The 17031-nt window shown below is 65.5% G+C and carries 15 protein-coding genes; 8 read left to right on the top strand and 7 right to left on the bottom strand.

Translation table 11 applies throughout. The features are described from left to right. Window positions 1-47: 47 nt before the first annotated feature. Window positions 48-1055 carry an NAD(P)-dependent oxidoreductase gene (locus ABB29_RS01790; protein ID WP_057656908.1) on the top strand — a complete coding sequence of 336 codons (1008 nt, stop codon included), beginning with the start codon at window positions 48-50 and terminating at the stop codon, window positions 1053-1055. A 69-nt stretch (window positions 1056-1124) separates the two neighbouring features. On the opposite strand, the gene ABB29_RS01795 is transcribed toward ABB29_RS01790, so the two are convergent. Next, complete coding sequence (locus ABB29_RS01795; RefSeq protein WP_057656909.1) at window positions 1125-2576, bottom strand: glycoside hydrolase family 30 protein; 1452 nt, start codon at window positions 2574-2576, stop codon at window positions 1125-1127. Window positions 2577-2882: 306 nt separating this feature from the next. Here ABB29_RS01795 and ABB29_RS01800 point away from each other — a divergent pair, with 306 nt between their 5' ends. Continuing rightward, on the top strand, window positions 2883-3308 hold the full coding sequence (locus ABB29_RS01800; protein ID WP_057656910.1) for an organic hydroperoxide resistance protein: 426 nt from the start codon (window positions 2883-2885) through the stop codon (window positions 3306-3308). A gap of 84 nt (window positions 3309-3392) precedes the next feature. On the opposite strand, the gene ABB29_RS01805 is transcribed toward ABB29_RS01800, so the two are convergent. The 3 genes from ABB29_RS01805 to ABB29_RS01815 all read right to left on the bottom strand — a co-directional run bounded on the left by ABB29_RS01805 (window position 3393) and on the right by ABB29_RS01815 (window position 6938). Further along, window positions 3393-5051 (bottom strand): prealbumin-like fold domain-containing protein, encoded by a 1659-nt coding sequence (locus tag ABB29_RS01805; protein ID WP_170185832.1) that lies wholly within the window; start codon window positions 5049-5051, stop codon window positions 3393-3395. Window positions 5052-5332: 281 nt separating this feature from the next. After that, window positions 5333-5953 (bottom strand): DUF4136 domain-containing protein, encoded by a 621-nt coding sequence (locus tag ABB29_RS01810; RefSeq protein WP_083487342.1) that lies wholly within the window; start codon window positions 5951-5953, stop codon window positions 5333-5335. 103 nt (window positions 5954-6056) lie between these two features. Further along, complete coding sequence (locus ABB29_RS01815; RefSeq protein ID WP_057656913.1) at window positions 6057-6938, bottom strand: LysR substrate-binding domain-containing protein; 882 nt, start codon at window positions 6936-6938, stop codon at window positions 6057-6059. Between the two features lie 84 nt (window positions 6939-7022). On the opposite strand from ABB29_RS01815, the gene ABB29_RS01820 reads away from it, so the two are divergent. The 4 genes from ABB29_RS01820 (at window position 7023) to ABB29_RS01835 (ending at window position 9046) form a co-directional block, all read left to right on the top strand. Next, window positions 7023-7613 (top strand): LysE family translocator, encoded by a 591-nt coding sequence (locus ABB29_RS01820; RefSeq protein WP_057656914.1) that lies wholly within the window; start codon window positions 7023-7025, stop codon window positions 7611-7613. 5 nt (window positions 7614-7618) lie between these two features. Continuing rightward, window positions 7619-8161, top strand: a complete 543-nt coding sequence (locus ABB29_RS01825; protein ID WP_170185833.1) for an NADPH-dependent FMN reductase — start codon at window positions 7619-7621, stop codon at window positions 8159-8161. Window positions 8162-8310: 149 nt separating this feature from the next. Further along, a complete protein-coding gene (gene chaB, locus ABB29_RS01830) occupies window positions 8311-8538 on the top strand; it encodes a putative cation transport regulator ChaB (protein ID WP_057656916.1) in 228 nt (75 codons plus the stop codon). A gap of 91 nt (window positions 8539-8629) precedes the next feature. Next, window positions 8630-9046, top strand: coding sequence for a CBS domain-containing protein (locus ABB29_RS01835; RefSeq protein WP_057656917.1), 417 nt, complete (start codon window positions 8630-8632; stop codon window positions 9044-9046). A gap of 80 nt (window positions 9047-9126) precedes the next feature. Here the strand turns inward: ABB29_RS01835 and ABB29_RS01840 are convergent, their stop codons facing one another. The 3 genes from ABB29_RS01840 to ABB29_RS01850 form a co-directional block, all read right to left on the bottom strand. Next, a complete protein-coding gene (locus ABB29_RS01840) occupies window positions 9127-9954 on the bottom strand; it encodes an LPS-assembly protein LptD (RefSeq protein WP_157062453.1) in 828 nt (275 codons plus the stop codon). A gap of 303 nt (window positions 9955-10257) precedes the next feature. Next, window positions 10258-12576, bottom strand: a complete 2319-nt coding sequence (locus ABB29_RS01845) for a GH92 family glycosyl hydrolase (protein ID WP_057657105.1) — start codon at window positions 12574-12576, stop codon at window positions 10258-10260. 216 nt (window positions 12577-12792) lie between these two features. Beyond that, window positions 12793-13155, bottom strand: coding sequence for a hypothetical protein (locus ABB29_RS01850; RefSeq protein ID WP_057656919.1), 363 nt, complete (start codon window positions 13153-13155; stop codon window positions 12793-12795). Between the two features lie 301 nt (window positions 13156-13456). On the opposite strand from ABB29_RS01850, the gene ABB29_RS01855 reads away from it, so the two are divergent. Both ABB29_RS01855 and ABB29_RS01860 read left to right on the top strand, forming a co-directional pair. Beyond that, a complete protein-coding gene (locus ABB29_RS01855) occupies window positions 13457-16393 on the top strand; it encodes a sensor histidine kinase (protein ID WP_057656920.1) in 2937 nt (978 codons plus the stop codon). 2 nt (window positions 16394-16395) lie between these two features. Beyond that, window positions 16396-17028 carry a response regulator gene (locus tag ABB29_RS01860; RefSeq protein WP_057656921.1) on the top strand — a complete coding sequence of 211 codons (633 nt, stop codon included), beginning with the start codon at window positions 16396-16398 and terminating at the stop codon, window positions 17026-17028. The last annotated feature ends 3 nt before the right edge of the window (window positions 17029-17031 follow it).

The raw sequence follows: 17031 nt of genomic DNA on the forward strand, positions 1-17031 counted from the left end.
CATATCGCCATGTAATATCGCCAGCATCGAGATGCGCTGGAGCCGCCGTGAGCCTGTTTCCGCTGTTCGCCAATCTGCAGGACCGGCCGGTGCTGGTGGTCGGTGGTGGCGAGGTCGCCAGCCGCAAGATTGAAGGCCTGTTGCGGGCCGGCGCCAAGGTCCGCGTGCACGCCCATGAGCTGGCGGCGGAACTGCAGCAGTGGCTGCAGCAGGGGCGCCTGCAGCGACTAGAGGGCGCGTTCGATCCGGCCTGGATCGATGATGCCTGGCTGGTGGTGGCGGCGACCGATGATGCGGCTTTCAACCGGCAACTGGCGCATGAGGCCGAGCAGCGGCTGCGTATGATCAACGTGGTCGATGACGCCGCACTGTCGAGTTATCAACTGCCGTCGGTCGTCGACCGTGGCGCGCTGCAGATCGCGGTGTCGTCCGGCGGTGCGGCACCGATGCTGGCGCGGCAACTGCGCGAGCAGCTGGAAGCGCAGCTGGATCATTCACTGGCCGATTTCGCCGATCTGTTCGCCCGCCATCGCGCCGCCATCCGTGCGCGACTGCCGGATCTGGCGCGGCGCCGGCAATGGTTCGAGCACGTACTGCAGGGTCCGATGCAGGCGATGCTGGCGGCCGGCCGGACCGCGCAGGCCGAAGAAGCTTTTCTCGAGGCACTGCACAACCACCAGCAGCTGACCCGTCGCGAAGGCCGGGTGGTGGTGATCCCGATTCGCGATCCCGACCCCGGCCTGCTGACCCTGAAAGCCCTGCGTGCCCTCAATCAAGCCGACGCCTTGCTGGTCGATGCCGGCATCGCCGAACCGATCCAGTTGCTGGCACGGCGCGACGCACATCGCTTGCCGGTGCTGAGTGATCGACAGGCATTGGCTGCGCGGATGAGCCAGCAGGCGCAATCCGGCGATTGCGTGGTTTACCTGCATGATGCCGCCGCCGACCCGGGCGACAGCCGCGAACTGATCACCCGGCTCGCCGCCACCGGTGTGCCGTTGCAGGTCCTGCCGGCAGTCACGCCGTGGCGTGATCCGCCGGTTGCTGGACCGTAGTGGATCATCCCCGGTAGCGCGCAGCGGATTGGGCGCTACCGCCTATCTGCGCGAGCGCGCGATCCGCCGTTACTGGACCAGGGTCTGGATCGCGTGGGCGGGAATGGTGACCTGGGCCGAGCGCTCGCCGACGTAATAGTTGTAGGTAATCGCCTGATCGCTGGCATTCATGACCACCGTGCTCAGGCTGTTGTCGTCATTGAGGAACGACGTCGTCAGCAGGTTGCTGCGACTGGACACCGCGCTGACCCGCCGGGCTTCGGGGCGAATGAACTTGGAGAAATGGCCGATGTAGTAATAGCTGGGCGTGTAGATCAGTTCACCGCTGTCGGTATCGGCATGGATCGGCGAGAAGCAGAAGTTGCCGACATGGTTGGGACCACCGTGCTGATCCAGCAGGATGTTCCAGTCGGTCCATGCCACCGCGCCATGATTGAGGTCGTTGATGATCGCACTGCCATAGCGCTCGCCGTTGGGCCAGTACTGGTAGCGGGTCGGGTCGAACTTCTCGATCGCCGCCTCGGTCAGCATCAGCGGCTTGTCGGGATAGGCCTCGGCGACCGCGGCGACGTTTTCGTACATCGGTTCAAACCCGGCCCAGGTCTCGTACCAGTGGAAGCCCATGCCCCAGGCGTACTTGGCCGCTTCCGGGTCACCGAAGATGGTGTTGGCCCGGTGCACCATCATGTCGCGGTTGTGGTCCCAGACGATGATTTTCTTGTCCGCGTAGCCGGCCTTGTGCATGGTCGGGCCGAGGTGGTTCTTGAGGAAATCGCGCTCTTCCTCGGCGGTGTACAGCATCGACTCCCAGGTCTGGGTCGCCATCGGCTCGTTCTGCAGGGTGATGCCCCAGATCAGGATGCCTTCCTTTTCGTAGGCGGCGATGAACCTGGTGAAGTAGCGTGCCCACGCATCGGCATACTCCGGCAGCAGCGCGCCGCCCTTGAGCATGTTGTTGGTGGTCTTCATGAATGCCGGCGCGCTCCACGGGCTGGCATACAGGCGCAGGCTGCCACCGGCGGCGGCAATCGCATCCTTGATCATCGGGATCCGGTACTGGCGATCGTGGTCGATCGAGAAGGTCTTCAGATCCTTGTCGCCCTCTTCGATGTAGGTGTAGCTGGCGCTGGCGAAATCGGAGCTGTGGATGGTGGTGCGCGCAAGGGTGTAGCCGATGCCGTCCTTGCGGTCGTAATACGCCTTCATGAATTCGGCCTGCTTGGCCGGCGACAGGGTCGCGAACACCTCGGCGCTGGCATCGGTGATCGCGCCGCCGATGCCCATGAAGGTCTGGAACTGCTTGTGCGGATTGACGAAGATCGAATTCTCGACCTCGGTCAGCGGATGACCGGCGCGCAACTCGACGCTGCCGGTGCGGCTCAATCGCTGGTCGCTGCCTTCGGCGGTGGTGTAAATGGTCACGGCGTCCTTTGCGCTGGCCGGAGTGGCTGCATGCAACGCCGGCGTGGCGGTCAGTACGGCGCCGAGCAGCAGCGCCGGCAGGATGGTGGATTGCGTCATGGTTCCCCTCGCGTGTGTTCGAAAACAAGTGCATGCGTCACGGCGGGCAGCATCGAGCAACATCCGCCGTGTCACATTCTTGACAGCGCTGTCATATAGCGTGGTGGCAATGGCCTTGTCAAACCACCCGCGCCGCGCCCGCCGCATCCTCGCGCAGGCGCCGTCAGCGCGAGCGATGCGCGCCCGCGAAGGAGGACTTTTATTGCCCTGCAACGTGGCGATTGCGCATCCGCAAGCCATGCGGCTCGCCCGGCGGCCCCGCGACCGGCTACCCTTTGCGTCCACCCCGCATCGAAGGTATCCCACATGAGCCTGGAAAAAGTCCTGTACACCGCCACCGCAACCGCCACCGGTGGACGTACCGGCAGCGCCGAATCCTCCGATGGCGCATTGAAGGTCAACCTGTCGACCCCGCGCGAACTCGGCGGCGGCGGTGGCGACGGCACCAATCCGGAGCAGCTGTTCGCGGCCGGATATTCGGCCTGCTTCATCGGCGCGCTGAAGGCTGTTGCCGCGCAGCAGAAGATCAAGGTGCCGGACGATGTGTCGATCACCTCCGATGTCGGCATCGGTCCGATCCCGGGCGGTTTCGGCATCCAGGTCGCGATGAAGATCTCGCTGCCCGGCTTCGAACGCCAGGCCGCCGAGGAACTGGTCGCCGCCGCGCACCAGGTGTGCCCGTACTCGAACGCTACCCGCGGCAACATCGACGTCACCCTGACGGTGGTCTGAGCAGCGGCTACCGGTGACGGAAATGCCGCCCGCGGGCGGCATTTTTCTACCGATGGGAAAGCAGCGCCCACGCGACGAAGGGAATCACGGCAGCAGGCAGCTGTAGGTCAGCGTCACCGTCTCGTCGGCGTTCAATGTCCCCAGGGTCAGTCCCGCGCCCAGCAATGCGTCCACGGTGTACGGGCCGTTGCAGGCGTCACCGCTGCAGATCACCTCGTTCGGATTGCCCGCGCCGGGGCAGACCAGAGCGGCATCGGGCTGATCGGTGACCACTGCGTTGCTGACCGGATCCAGGCCGACGTTGCTGACTTCCAGCATGAAGCTGAGCGATTCACCGGGGCTGATGGTTTCGCTAGCGGCGCGCTTGATGATGTTCAGGTCGTTCACCACCGCGCGCTGGTTGATGAATATGCAGGTCAGGTCGTCATTGGCCTGCGGCGTTACCGTGAACGTCACGCCGCTGCCACTGAAGTCGGCGGTGCCGGTCGGCTCGGCGTTGGTGCAGGCATAGGTGCTGGTGTAATTACCCGCATCGGTAGCACCAGCGGCACTCTCGCTGAAGGTATAGGTCTCGCCGGCGGTGGCCGGCCCCAGCGTGGCCAGCCCCGATGCCACACTGCCTGCGCCGGTGGTGGTGGTCGAATCGGAACCGGTGCTGCCCTGGATACTCAGCAGGAACTGATCCGATTCGGCAAAACGGCCCGATGGCAGCTGTTTTTCCAGCCGTAACACCGGCAGCGAGGAATTGACGAACGTGCAGGTGATGATGTCGTTGTCGCCATAGCTCGGGCCCGCAATCGTCAACGTCTGAGCGGACAGCGTCGCCGGGATCGCTGCGCCGTCCTGGTCAACGCAGCTGGCTTCGCGCAGTTCGAACGAGGCAGCCACCGATTCGGTAATCGTTATCGCATCGCCGGGGCTGGTGACCTCGAACGTGGCCGACGTGGCTGGATTGGACGTGGTGGTATCCAGGCTGAAAGCACCGACACCGTTGCTGCCGCTGAAGGTGAACACGCCGGTGCCGGGATTGGATGACTTGGCGACCACCACCTGCGCACGGCAGTCCTGCAGCGCCGGCTCGCTCTGCAATGAGCTGATCTGGCTGAGCGGTACCGCGGTGAAGGCCGCGCCGTCGATGCTCCATTCCATCGATACGCCATAGTTGTCGCCACCATCGGAGGTGGCGATGGCAAAGCGCACCCACTTGCCGAAGTTGGTCGCCGCCACCGTGTAGATAGTGTTGACGCCAATGAACTGGCGCTGGTAGCCGACCTTGCGGTACGAGACCTGGCTGAGATCAGCCGCGTCACGGGTCAACAGGCTGCCGCTGGTTGCCAGATGCAGCGTATTGAACTGCTCGTAGGTATTCGGCGCGCCTACCCGCAGGCGAATGCTCTGGGCATCGCACGGCAACGCAAGATAGCCCTGGATGGTCTGGAACTGTCCGCTGTCATTGTCCAGATCGATCATCGAAAGGGCGCTGCCGGTATTCACCACTCCGCTGAACGTCGGTGGCCCGTTGTCCAGCGGGAAATCGCCGCTGAGCGCCGGACTGGTGCCGGCATCATTGCGATGCGCGGTGGTGCTGGTATAGAAGGCATCGCCGTTGGGCAGTTCCGGCAGGTCACGCTGCCACAGGTCATAGGCCCCATCGCCACCGCTTTGCGCCAGCGCGTTGCCGATGCCCACGAGCTGCAGCGACAGGCCAAGCAGCAGCATCCATGCCCAGTGGCCCGGAAGCATCCGCCTGCATTCAAAACAGCGCTTGCTCATATGCCGTTTACCTCGTCCTGAAGTGTCGCCAGTCACGGCGACGAGCTACGTCATTGCAGCGAATGCTGCAGATGTTTTTCCTGGCCATTCCCGGGGCGCGATGCGGGGCAGGAACAAGACTACAACAGCGCTGGCATCAGCCCAATGAAGATGACCGCCTGGCTGATGGCGACCACATCAAAAAGCCGTCGATGAAGACGGCTTCAGATGTTGCTGGATGCATCGGCAGGGGTGGCCGTGCACCGGACCACTCACGGCGTTGCCGGTGCCCTCGGCAACTCGACCAGGATTTCCCTGGCGACCCGGTCCAGCGACACGCGGCTGGCACGATTGGCCTTGGCGGTGCCTTCATCCATCGCCCGCCAGACCACCCGCAGTGAAGTCCGGTCGATCACTTCGACCATCAACCCGGCCTGGATTTCGTCCGAGCTCTTGACCTTCAACACCGGCTCGCCGTTGCCATTGCGGGTGACCAGCTGCGAGCAACCATCGCTGGTGCATTCCAGCGATGCCTGGCGGGTGTCCGCGGAACCGTAATCGTGGACCACCGGCTGCTGCACATCCCGCACCCCGGCGCGATAGGCGATCAGCACATCGGCTTCGCTGGCACCGACCAGCTGGTAGCCCTTGGCCTTCAACTCCGCATCCAGCGCCGCCTGCATTTTTTCGCGGAACTGCGGCGTGCTCACCCGCTCATCCTGCTCGGCGGCGGTGGTAGCGGGGCTGGTCACCCAGGCGTAGCGGCTGCCCGGCAGCGCGACCGCGGACTTCTCGACCGTGACCTGATCATGGCCTTCATGGGCCAGCAGCGGTGCCGACATGCCGGCGGCCAGCATCAGGACGAACAACGCGGAGGGGCGGATACCTGCCATGGGGGAAAGTCCTTGTCATCAATAGAGGGGCGAGATTATCACAGGCCCTGGCGACGCCTGTCCGGCGCTGCCGCGCCCAGCGGCCGCCCCGGCGAAGCCTGGTTCAGGCGCCCTGCTGGTCAAGCCACTGCAGGAAGCTGCGTACTGGCGGACGCCTGGCCGACGTCGGTCGGACCACTGTCCAGTAGGCCTGCGGCAACGGGATTGCATAACGTCCGAATGGCATGACCAGGGTGCCGGCATCCAGTTCACGCTGGGCCAGGCGGCGGCGCACCAGCGCGACTCCCAGGCCCTGCGCGGCCGCTTCAATCAACAGATGCGATGCCGGCAAGGATTGACCCCGCTGCACGTCCAGATCCGCCGGACCCAGTTCATCGCGCCAGCGGCCCCAGGTCGCATTCGGGTCCTGATCGTGCAACAGCGGCAACTCGCGCAGACGCTTCAACGGCCAGGGCAGACGCCCGCGCAGCAAGACCGGGCTGACCACCGGCACCAGCGCGTCGTCCATCCACGGCCGGGCATGCGGCCACGGGCCGTTGCCCATCCGCAACGCGACATCGACCGGATCCCGTTGCACATCCACCAGCGCACCGCGCACCGACACCGAGACAGCAATGCGCGGATGGCGCTGGCGAAAATCAACCAGCCGCGGCAACAGCCAGCGCGCGGCAAACGAGTCGGTCGTCGATACCAGCACTTCCGGCGACGCAACCTGGCGGCTGCGCACATCGAGTGCCGCCCGCAACTGTGCGAAGGAAGCCTCCACCACCCCGGCCAGATCCTGGCCACGCGCAGTCAGCCGCATCGGCGCGCCGGGATGCGCACGTGGCTCCAGCAGCGGCTTGCCGATTGCGCGTTCCAGTTCATCGATGCGCCGACTGACCGCGGAATGGGCGATGCCCAGCGCGCGCGCAGCCGCACGCACGCCACCGTTGCGCACCACGGCGTCGAAAGCGGCCAATGCCTGCAAGGGAAGTTTCTGCATGGTCTAGCCATTAGACCATGCCGGTACCGGCACGGCACCTGCGCCAGGCCGACACTGGTGCCCTGATGATCACTCCGAGCCACCATGAGCGCCGTTGCCGCCCTTGTCCTGATTGCCACCATCACCCCCGGGCCGAACAATCTGGTGCTGCTGCACAGCGGCCTCAATCGCCCGTTTACCGCTGGCGTACCGCTGATGCTGGGCACCATCGCCGGCGGCTGCGGCATGTTGTTGCTGGTGTCGCTGGCGATGTCGCTGGCCGGTCCTTCGCTGCAACCGTTACTGCCGTGGCTGAGTCTCCCCGGGGCCTGCTTCCTGCTGTTCATGGCCTGGCGTCTGTGGACCGCGTCGACCGCGTCAACCGCCACCGCCAGCGACGACATCGCGACAACGGCCACTGGCTTCTGGTCGATGGCGGGTCTGCAACTGGTCAATCCCAAGGGCTGGGCGTTCCTCGCCTCGCTTGCTGCAATGAGCGTTGGCGCCGTCAGCATGAGCATGACCATCGCCGTGTTCGCGATCATCAGCCTGCTGTCATCACTGACCTGGCTGCTGGCGGGGCGATTGCTGCAGCGCCTGTTCGCCTCGCCACCCGCGGCGCGTCTTCTGAACCGCCTGATGGCCGCATCGTTGCTGGCCATGGCACTCCTGCTTCTCCTCCATCACAGGAACTGATGACCATGCGAATCCTTGCCGTCTCTGGCAGCAGCCGCCACGACTCGTTCAATAGCCGCCTGCTGCAGGCCGCCGCCAACTGCATCGACGAAAACGCGGAAGTGCAACAGGCGCCAGCACTGGCGAGCTTGCCCCATTTCAACGAGGACGAAGAACCGGCGATGCTGCAATCGGCCAGCGTGCGTGCGTGGATTGATGCGGTCACCAGCAGTGACGCGCTGATGATCGCAACGCCCGAGTACAACCAGTCGATTCCCGGCATGCTCAAGAACGCACTGGACTGGCTGTCGCGTACCCCACAGACGCGTCAGCTGGAAGGCAAACCGGTGGCGTTGATGGGAGCGACGGTCGGCCCCTGGGGTACCCGGCTGGCGCAGGCCCATCTGCGCCACGTGCTCGGTGTCATCGGCATGCAGGTGGTCGGCCGGCCGCTGTACCTGGCCCATGCCGGAAGCCGGCATGATGCCGACAGCGGGCAATGGGACGCGCCACTGCAGGCGCAGGTGGCGCAATGGTCCGCTGACTTGCTGACGGCGATAGCGCGTTAACAGGGCGTCGTTAACCTTGCAGATGGTTGCCGCCGGTGGGGCGCGGTCAGCTGGAATCCGCTGCTGTTGAACCAAACCTTCATCGCGGTTTGCCGCCGCCTTAATGCCGCCGGGTCCATGGTGGAGTTCCCGCCAACAGGAGGAGCGCCATGCCGTACGAGCGCATCAGCGACCTGCCCGACTCGGTCCGCGACAACGTGCCCCGGCACGCCCAGGACATCTACAAGGAAGCGTTCAACAGTGCCTGGCAGCAATACAAGGATCCGGACGACCGTCGCGACGATGCCAGCCGCGAGGAAGTCGCCCACCGCGTCGCCTGGTCCGCGGTCAAGGAGAAATACCAGAAAGGCGACGACGGCCACTGGCACGCCAAGTAGCACGCAGCCAAGTAGCAGGCCAGCTAGAACGCAAAAGAATTCCCACCCACACCGCAGCGGGCCGACCGCTGCAACCGACCAAGGAGTCGCAATGAAAATCGCTGAAATCATGAGTGTTGATGTCGCCCTGGCGTCGCCCGAGCAGAGCCTCAAGCAGGCCGCTGACATCATGTTGTCCAAGGACGTCGGCTCGTTGCCGGTCGGCAGCAACGGCAAACTGGTCGGCATGCTGACCGATCGCGACATCGTCATCCGCGGTGTGGCCCAGGGGCTGGGGGCCGACGCCAGGGTCAGCGAGGCGATGAATGGCCAGGTGCGCTATTGCTACCAGGATCAGGACGTTGACGAAGTCGCCCGCAACATGGCCGAGCTGCAATTGCGCAGGATGCCGGTGGTCAACCGCGAAAAAGATCTGGTCGGCATCGTCTCGCTGGCCGATTTCGCCCACAGCGGGCAGAACGCATCGGCGGAGGATCTGATGAAAGGGGTGGCCGTCCCGCATCATTGAACACGGCCTACGCGGTGCTGGGCGCGGCAGCAAAAAAAGGCGGGCCATGGCCCGCCTTTTTCATCGCTCATCCGACCGCCTCAGAAGCGGTAGACAGCCCCAATCCGGGCGCCTTCCTGGGTGAAGTCAAGGCTGCCGGTGAAGTCGTTCTTGCGCAGATCGGCGTTGACCTTGTTGGCCATCACATCGACCCAGAAGCCGAAGCGTTGCCACGGGAACCATTCAACCCCGACCCGGCCATAGGTGACGTCGGCATCGACATCGTTGATATCGGCCTGGAAATAACCGACATCGGCGGAAATGCGCCAGTCTTCGGCCGGGGTCCAGCGCCAGCCAGCGCCGATCGCCGGTGCCGGCACGTCGCCGGACACGCTGCGATCGAATCCGGCACCGGCACTGTTGCCGTTGGCATCCAGTTGCAGGTCGATGCCCAGATCCAGGCTGTACCAGACCACGCCCAGTCGCGGGCCCAGCGCCCAGGTGTCGTGCGATGCCGCCCACCAGACGTAGTACAGCTCGTAGATATCCACATCGCGGTGGGCGCGCACGGTCGCGCTGGCCTGGTAGGTCACGCCATCGAAGGTGATGTCGCGATCAAGCTGCTTGCTGGCACTGACATCGTCGCGGTAATAGGCGGCGCCGAACTCGTGGTGCTCGAATGGCCGCCAGGTGACCCCGATCAGGTTCAGGGTGTTGTCCTGGTCCAGGCCCAGATCACTGTCCAGATTGATGCGGGTGCCTTCGCGGCCATCACCGGCCACCGCTACATCGGTATCGAAACGGCTGGCGTAGCCGCCCAGCTTGACGCTGAACGTATCCAGCGGTTCCACCGCCAGTGCAGGCAGCGTGCTCGACAGCAGGGTCGCGGCCAGCGCCGCGCGCAACATGTTTGATTCCAGTATCGACATGGCATCTTCCTTTTAGTGGTCCTGGCGCCCATGCCGCCGGCGGCGCCGGCGGAGGCATTCCCTTGCTGTCGATAAAGTAGCACCGAAACCGCGCCGGCGCATGGGCTGGCGAGGACTGCGCGGACGCTGCGACAGCTCGGTCGGGCAGCAGCCCGGAATCGCTGCGCATGGCCAGCAGTTGCCTGGCTGCCGGGCACCGGCTTGTCGTTACCGGTGCGGACGAAACCGGTCAGCCTCGCCGGGCAGCACCCGCCGCGGCAGCCCGGGCGGATCTCTGTTTGCCCGCTCCAGCACGTGCATGCCTCAGCGCGACATCGAATACGGACGCTCGCCGCCATCGCTGGCCCATTGCCTGTCCGGCTGCGCCTGCATGCTGAAATGCAACTCGCCGCCGGCCATGATTTCCTCATGCCGCAGGTACGCGCGGGTCAGCGGCTTGCCATTGAGCATTGCCTTGCCGATATACGGATGGGCATCGTCGAGGCCTTCGGCCACCACCGTGAAGTGCTTGCCATTGGGCAGGTTGAGGGTCGCCCGTGGCAGGAATGGCCGGCCGATCACGTACTGGTTGCTGGCCGGCGTCACCGGATAGAAACCGAGCGCGGTGAACACGTACCAGGCCGACATCTGGCCCAGATCGTCATTGCCGGCCAGTCCATCCGGGCGCGCCGCGTACTGGCTGGCCATGATCTGGCCCAGCCGTTCCTGGGTCCGCCATGGCTGGCCCGCATACGCATACAGATAGGCGACATGGTGGCTGGGTTCGTTGCCGTGCGCGTACCAGCCAATCAGGCCGGTGATGTCTTCCATGTGTTCGAACACCGCCGGATCGACCTTGGCATCGAACACCTGGTCCAGCCGCGCGATCAGCTTGTCCTCGCCACCGTGCGCGGCGGCCAGTCCGGCCACGTCCTGCGGCACGTACCACGAATACTGCCAGGCATTGCCTTCGGTGTAGTCGCTGCCGTAGCCGCTGGCGTCGGGATCAAACGGCTCGCGGAAAGCGCCATCGCGCAGGCGCGCGCGCATGAAACCGGTGCCAGGATCAAATGCATGCTTCCAGTTGCCGGCGCGCTTTTCGAAAGCCGCGGCAACCTCGTCGCGACCCATCGCCTGCGCCATCCGGGCGATGGTCCAGTCGTCGAAGGCGTACTCGAGCGTCTTCGATGCGGCCTCGCCTTCCTCGTCAATCGGCACGTAACCCAGTTGCATGTACTGGGCGATGCCATCGTACGGACCGTAGCTGGCGCTGGCCACCATCGCCTCCAGCGCGGCGTCGGCGTCGTAACCGCGGATGCCTTTCATGTAGGCATCGGCAATCACCGGCACCGCGTGGTAGCCGATCATGCACCAGGTTTCCAGGCCGTGGAACGACCACACCGGCAACACGCCGTAGGGGCTCTGCTGGCGCGAGGCGATCAGCGAATTGATGAAGTCGTTGTTGCGTTGTGCCGGCTGCACCAGGGTCAGCAGCGGATGCAGCGCACGGTAGGTGTCCCACAGCGAAAACGTCGAGTAGTTGGTATAGCCCTTGGCCTGGTGCACCGCATTGTCCGGACCGCGATAACGGCCGTCGCTGTCCATGAACAGGCTGGGCCCCATGAACGTGTGATACAGCGCGGTGTAGAACCTGCGGCGATCATCGGCTGGCGCGTCGACGTCTACCGCAGCCAGCGCCTGACTCCACTGCGCCTTGGCGTCGGCACGCACGCGGTCGAAGTCCCAGTCCGGCATTTCCGCATCGAGGTTGGCGATTGCGCTGTCTTCGCTGACTGGCGAAATCGCCACCTTGACCAGCAACTCGCGCTGGCCGCCGGCGAAATCCGCATCGGCGAAATCGAATGCGCCGACCAGCTGCCGGCCTTCGATCTGCGCACGTTGCCTTGGATCTTTTTCGCCCGGCGGCGGGAAGCCCTTGTACGCCACGTCCTGCTCGGTGTCGTGGAACTGGTGGCCCTGCGGTGCATGCGAAAACCGCATCGCGAAGTACAGCTGCCGGCCCGGCGCCCAGCCACGGGTTTCGCGGAATCCGGTGACAGTGCCATCCTCGCGCAGGCGCAGCCGCGACCACTGCACCTTGCCCGGATAGTCGTACATGCTGGTCCGCAGATCGACCAGCACGTGCGCCGGCTTGCCCTGCGGGAAACGGTAACGGTGCACGCCGACGCGGGCGCTGGCGGTCAATTCGGCGCGGATGCCGTAGTCCTGCAGGGTCACTGCGTAGTAGCCAGGCTGCGCTACTTCATCATCGTGGCTGAAACGCGACATGTAACCACTGCCGGGTTTGCCGGCTTCGCCGCGCTCCAGCCGCACCTCACCGGCGATCGGCATCACCAGCACGTCGCCCAGATCCGAATGCCCGGTGCCGGAGAAATGGGTATGCGAAAACCCGGTGATCGTGGTGTCTTCATAACGATAGCCGGCGGCCCAGTCGTAGCCTTCCTTGCGCGATTTGATCTGGGTATCCGGACTCAGCTGGATCATCCCGAACGGCACCACCGCGCCGGGGAACGTATGGCCTTCGCCGCCGGTGCCGATGAACGGATCGACCGCCGCATAGGCGCTGTCGCCGGTTGCCTGCACCGCGACCGGCGCCGCATGGGCATTGCCGGCCAGGCTCATGCCGCACAGCGTGGCGAACAGCCACGCGCCACCGGCGGACAGGGATGGAAACTGCTTGGTCAGGACGGCAGGCGGCATGGGTACTCCCGGGATCGCGAACTGGAACCCGGGACTGTAGCCGGTCAGGCGGCGCACGACCATGCATCGATCGGCAGGGTTGCGCGCGTGGATGTCGATCAAAACAACAGCAGCACGATGCAACGCGCCTGGCCGGCATCAACGCGGACGCCCCAGCACCCGGCGTCCGAACAGGCGGGCATCGATCGAATAGGCGCCCGGGCCGAGTAACGCCAACGCCAACGCCGACAACGCCAGTGCCAGCGCCGGCAATACGCTGCCGGCGTCCGCACCATGCATGACCCGCAGCGCCAGCACGCAGCACGTGGCCGCCGTCGTCCGCGTCAGCAGGCCAATCAGCAGCAGCGCCGCCAACACGGCTGTGGCAAGATCCATCGCATCGGCATACGCGCCCGCCACTGGCGGATCCTGCAGCAACAGGCAGGCCATCACCGCCAGTCGCAACAGGATCAGGCCGGCGCCGGGTCCGCCTTCGGGGAACAGGACAATGAGTCGGTGCACCAGTGCAGACTAGAACGGGCACGGCGTCTGGCCTATCCGTGATCGGGGGTGGTCGCGACTGCCACTTCCGGGGGATGGCACGGCCAGCGCATGGCCAGGTGGCAACACTCTGCGCTGCCAACAGCACAGCCACCACGGCGCGGGTGGGATGCGCGTGATCGGTTCGCCTGCTGACATCCCGCCTTCGCGGCATCGCTGCCCTGCCGCGATGTTTACCCTGCTGTGCTGGCTGTGCCTGTGCATACCAGCCAAAGCGGGGACGGCGACAATCACGCCGCAATACCACCAGAGCAGCTGGTCCATGGAGCAAGGTGCGCCAGCCGATATCTGGGCCCTGGCCCAGGGTCGCGACGGTTATCTGTGGCTGGGCACCGGCAGTGGCCTGTATCGTTTCGACGGCATCCGCTTCGAAGCCTTCGTGCCACCCGCGCAGGCGGCGTTCGCCTCCAACAACATCACCAGTCTGTATGCGGCCTCCGACGGCGCGCTGTGGATCGGCTTCCTGATGGGCGGCATCAGCGTGCTGCGCGATGGCCACCTGCGCCACTATCCGGCCGGTCCTGGCGTGCCGGCGGACTTGCTGCTGGCGTTTGCCGAAGATCGCGATGGCACGCTATGGGCCGCTGCTCGCGACGGCTTCAGCCGCTTCGATGGACAGGCCTGGCACGCGGTCGGTGCCGACTGGGGCTACCCGGCCAAGCGCGCCCATGCACTGCTGCTGGATTCGCGCGGCACGCTGTGGGTGGCCACTGGCGAAACCCTCGTATATCTGCCACGTGGCGACCGTCGTTTCATCGACAGCGGGCAAGCAGTCGGCCCGCTCGCGGTACTGGCCGAAACCGGTGACGGCCGCCTGTGGGTCTCCGATGGCCTGCACGGTACCCGCGCGTTGCCTGCCGGCGCTGGCAGCAGCCGGCGGCAACCGCAGGCAACCCGCGGCTTCCCGTGGCTGGCCAACATGCGCATCGACCGCGCCGGCACCCTGTGGGGAACCGAACGCAGCGAAGGTGGCCTGGTCCGGGTCACCGGCCTGTCGCGTTTCAACGATGGCCGCAGCCTGCAGCGTGGCGACCTGGAGGCAATCCTGCGCAAGCGCGATGGACTGTTGTCAGACCGTGCCATTCCCGTGCTGAGGGACCGCGAGGACAACATCTGGATTGGCACCAATCTGGGCCTGCACCGCTTTCGCTACAACAACGTCCGCGTCGTGCGCGATGCACGGCTGACCCAGCATGCGACCTATGGCATCGCCAGTTCGGCACGATTGGGGCCGTTGGTCTCCAGCGGCCGGCGCCTGTACCAGCTGCGCGACGGGCATCCGCAACTACTGGCCGAAGCCGATGCCGGCACCATCTCGGCACTGGTCGCCAATGCCGACGGCAGCGTCTGGGCAAAAACCGAAACCGGACTGGCGCGCCTGCACGCTGGCCGGCTGCAGACGGTCAGGCTTGGCGACGGCGACGTGGACAATGCAGCACTGGGCGTGATCAGCGCCGACGGCGGCGGTGGCGTGCTGGTGATGCGCGATGGTGAAGGCCTGTTCCAGATTGATGATCAGCGCGTGCGCCGGATCGGTAGCGGCATCATCGACAGCGAGCACGCCACTGCCCTGGTCCGGCAGGCCGACGGCACCCTGTGGATTGGCTACACCGGCAGCCGGCTGGCGCGCTGGGATGGCCGCAGTCAAAAACTGTACACGCGCGCCGACGGGCTGCAACTGGGCACCATCGTGGCCCTGATGCCCACGCCGTCCGGTTTGCTGGTGGCTGGCGAAACCGGCATGGCGATACTGCGCGATGGCCGCATCCAACGCCTGCACGCCCGCGATCCGCAAGTGTTGCAGGGGGTCACCGGTATCGTCCGCAGCGACAACGGCGATCTATGGCTCAATGGCATGCGCGGGGTGGTACGCATCCAGGCCGCCGACCTGGCCAGTGCCATCGCAGCGCCGGCGCGGGCCATGCCGGTTCGGCTGTTCGATTTTGGCGATGGCCTGCCCGGCGTGGCCCAGCAGTACGCACCGACCGCCACCGCGCTGGCCGACACCGACGGCGTGTTGTGGTTTGCCACCAGCCAGGGGCTGGCATCGATCGACCCACGCCAGCTGAGCGAGAACACTGTGGTGCCGCCGGTGCACATCCGCGCGTTGACCGCCGGCGGCCAACGGCATCGACCGCGACCCGGCATGCGGCTGCCGGCCGGCACTCGCGCGCTGCGGCTGGATTACACCGCGCTCAGCCTGTCGGTGCCCGAACATGTCCGCTTCCGCTACCAGCTGCTGGGCGTGGACGCCGGTTGGCAGGATGGCGGTGGCCAGCGCCACGCCACCTACACCAACCTGGCGCCGGGTGAGTACCGGTTCCGGGTGATTGCGGCCAACGACAGCGGATTGTGGAATAACCAAGGCGATACGCTGGCGTTCTCGATCGCGCCGCTGTTCACCCAGACCTGGTGGTTTGCCGCCCTCTGCGTGCTGGCGATGGGCGGCCTGTTGCTGCTGGTGTACCTGCTGCGCCTGCGACAGATGGGCGAACGCCTGCGCATGCGCCTGGAAGAGCGCCACAGTGAACGCGAACGCATCGCCCGCGAGTTGCACGACACCCTGCTGCAGAGCGTGCAGGGGCTGGTATTGCGGTTCCAGGCGGTGGCCAACCGGCTGGACTACGGCGACCCGGTCCGCGATGCACTGGAACAGGCCCTGGATCGCGCCGACGATGTCATCAGCGAAGGGCGTGAACGGGTACTGGATCTGCGTGCGGATATCCCGGCCGTCGCGGTCGATCTGGCCGGCGCGTTTGTCGAACTTGGTGCGCAGCTGGATGATGGCCATGGCCCCGCCATCCGGGTCGTGGTGGAAGGACGACTGCCGCCGATGGAGCCTTCCGTGCGCGATGAGATCTACTGGATCGGCCACGAAATCCTGAGCAACGCCTATCGCCATGCGCAGGCCAGCCGCATCGAGGTGGAGATCGCCTGCAGCCGGCGCCAGCTGTCACTGCGTTTCCGCGACAATGGCCGGGGCCTGGCCGACGATGTCCTGCGCCAGGGCCACAAGCCGGGCCATTGGGGGCTGACCGGCATCCGCGAACGCGCGCGTCTTATCCCGGCACGCTTGGCGATACGCAGCGCGCCGGGACGCGGCACCGAAATCGAGCTGCTGGTGCCGACGAACGCGCTATCCTTGCGCGCCCGGCCAGAGCGATGGCGACAACGCATGCAACAGTGGTGGAAACGGTGAACATGGCGACGACCGACAAGCCGATCCGCATCCTGGTGGTCGATGATCACCCGCTGCTGCGCGAAGGCATTGCCGGGGTCATTGCCGGTGAAACCGACATGCAGGTGGTCGCCGAAGCCAGCGATGGCGAACAGGCACTGGATGCATTCCGCGCCTGCCTGCCGGACATCACCCTGATGGATCTGCAGATGCCGCATCGCAATGGCGTCGATGCGATCATCGCCATCCGCCAGCAGTTCCCGGCCGCGCGGATTATCGTCCTGACCACTTACAGCGGTGATGCCCAGGCGATGCGTGCGTTGAAAGCCGGCGCCCAGGGCTACCTGCTGAAGAGCACGCTGCGCAAGGAACTGCTGGGCGCGATCCGCGAGGTGATGGCCGGCCGTCGGCGGATCCCGGCCGACGTCGCCGGCGCCATCGCCGAACATGCGATGGATGCCGACCTGACAGCGCGCGAGATTGAAATCCTCGGCAGCGTCGCCGCTGGCAACTCCAACAAACGCATCGCCGCACAACTGTCGATTTCGGAAGAGACGGTCAAGACCCACATGAAGAGCGTGTTGTCCAAGCTCGACGCCAACGACCGCACCCATGCGGTGACCATCGCCATCCGCCGCGGCATCCTCAGCCTGTAAGCC

This window comes from Pseudoxanthomonas dokdonensis (assembly GCF_001431405.1).
Taxonomy (GTDB): Bacteria; Pseudomonadota; Gammaproteobacteria; order Xanthomonadales; family Xanthomonadaceae; genus Pseudoxanthomonas_A; species Pseudoxanthomonas_A dokdonensis.

Bases quoted from the DNA above. Each gene is read 5' to 3' on its own strand.
- ABB29_RS01795 (WP_057656909.1), bottom strand. From the start codon at position 2,576: ATGACGCAATCCACCATCCTGCCGGCGCTGCTGCTCGGCGCCGTACTG.
- ABB29_RS01800 (WP_057656910.1), top strand. From the start codon at position 2,883: ATGAGCCTGGAAAAAGTCCTGTACACCGCCACCGCAACCGCCACCGGT.
- ABB29_RS01805 (WP_170185832.1), bottom strand. From the start codon at position 5,051: ATGCTTCCGGGCCACTGGGCATGGATGCTGCTGCTTGGCCTGTCGCTG.
- ABB29_RS01810 (WP_083487342.1), bottom strand. From the start codon at position 5,953: ATGGCAGGTATCCGCCCCTCCGCGTTGTTCGTCCTGATGCTGGCCGCC.
- ABB29_RS01815 (WP_057656913.1), bottom strand. From the start codon at position 6,938: ATGCAGAAACTTCCCTTGCAGGCATTGGCCGCTTTCGACGCCGTGGTG.
- ABB29_RS01820 (WP_057656914.1), top strand. From the start codon at position 7,023: ATGAGCGCCGTTGCCGCCCTTGTCCTGATTGCCACCATCACCCCCGGG.
- ABB29_RS01825 (WP_170185833.1), top strand. From the start codon at position 7,619: ATGCGAATCCTTGCCGTCTCTGGCAGCAGCCGCCACGACTCGTTCAAT.
- chaB (WP_057656916.1), top strand. From the start codon at position 8,311: ATGCCGTACGAGCGCATCAGCGACCTGCCCGACTCGGTCCGCGACAAC.
- ABB29_RS01835 (WP_057656917.1), top strand. From the start codon at position 8,630: ATGAAAATCGCTGAAATCATGAGTGTTGATGTCGCCCTGGCGTCGCCC.
- ABB29_RS01840 (WP_157062453.1), bottom strand. From the start codon at position 9,954: ATGTCGATACTGGAATCAAACATGTTGCGCGCGGCGCTGGCCGCGACC.
- ABB29_RS01845 (WP_057657105.1), bottom strand. From the start codon at position 12,576: ATGAGCCTGGCCGGCAATGCCCATGCGGCGCCGGTCGCGGTGCAGGCA.
- ABB29_RS01855 (WP_057656920.1), top strand. From the start codon at position 13,457: ATGGAGCAAGGTGCGCCAGCCGATATCTGGGCCCTGGCCCAGGGTCGC.
- ABB29_RS01860 (WP_057656921.1), top strand. From the start codon at position 16,396: ATGGCGACGACCGACAAGCCGATCCGCATCCTGGTGGTCGATGATCAC.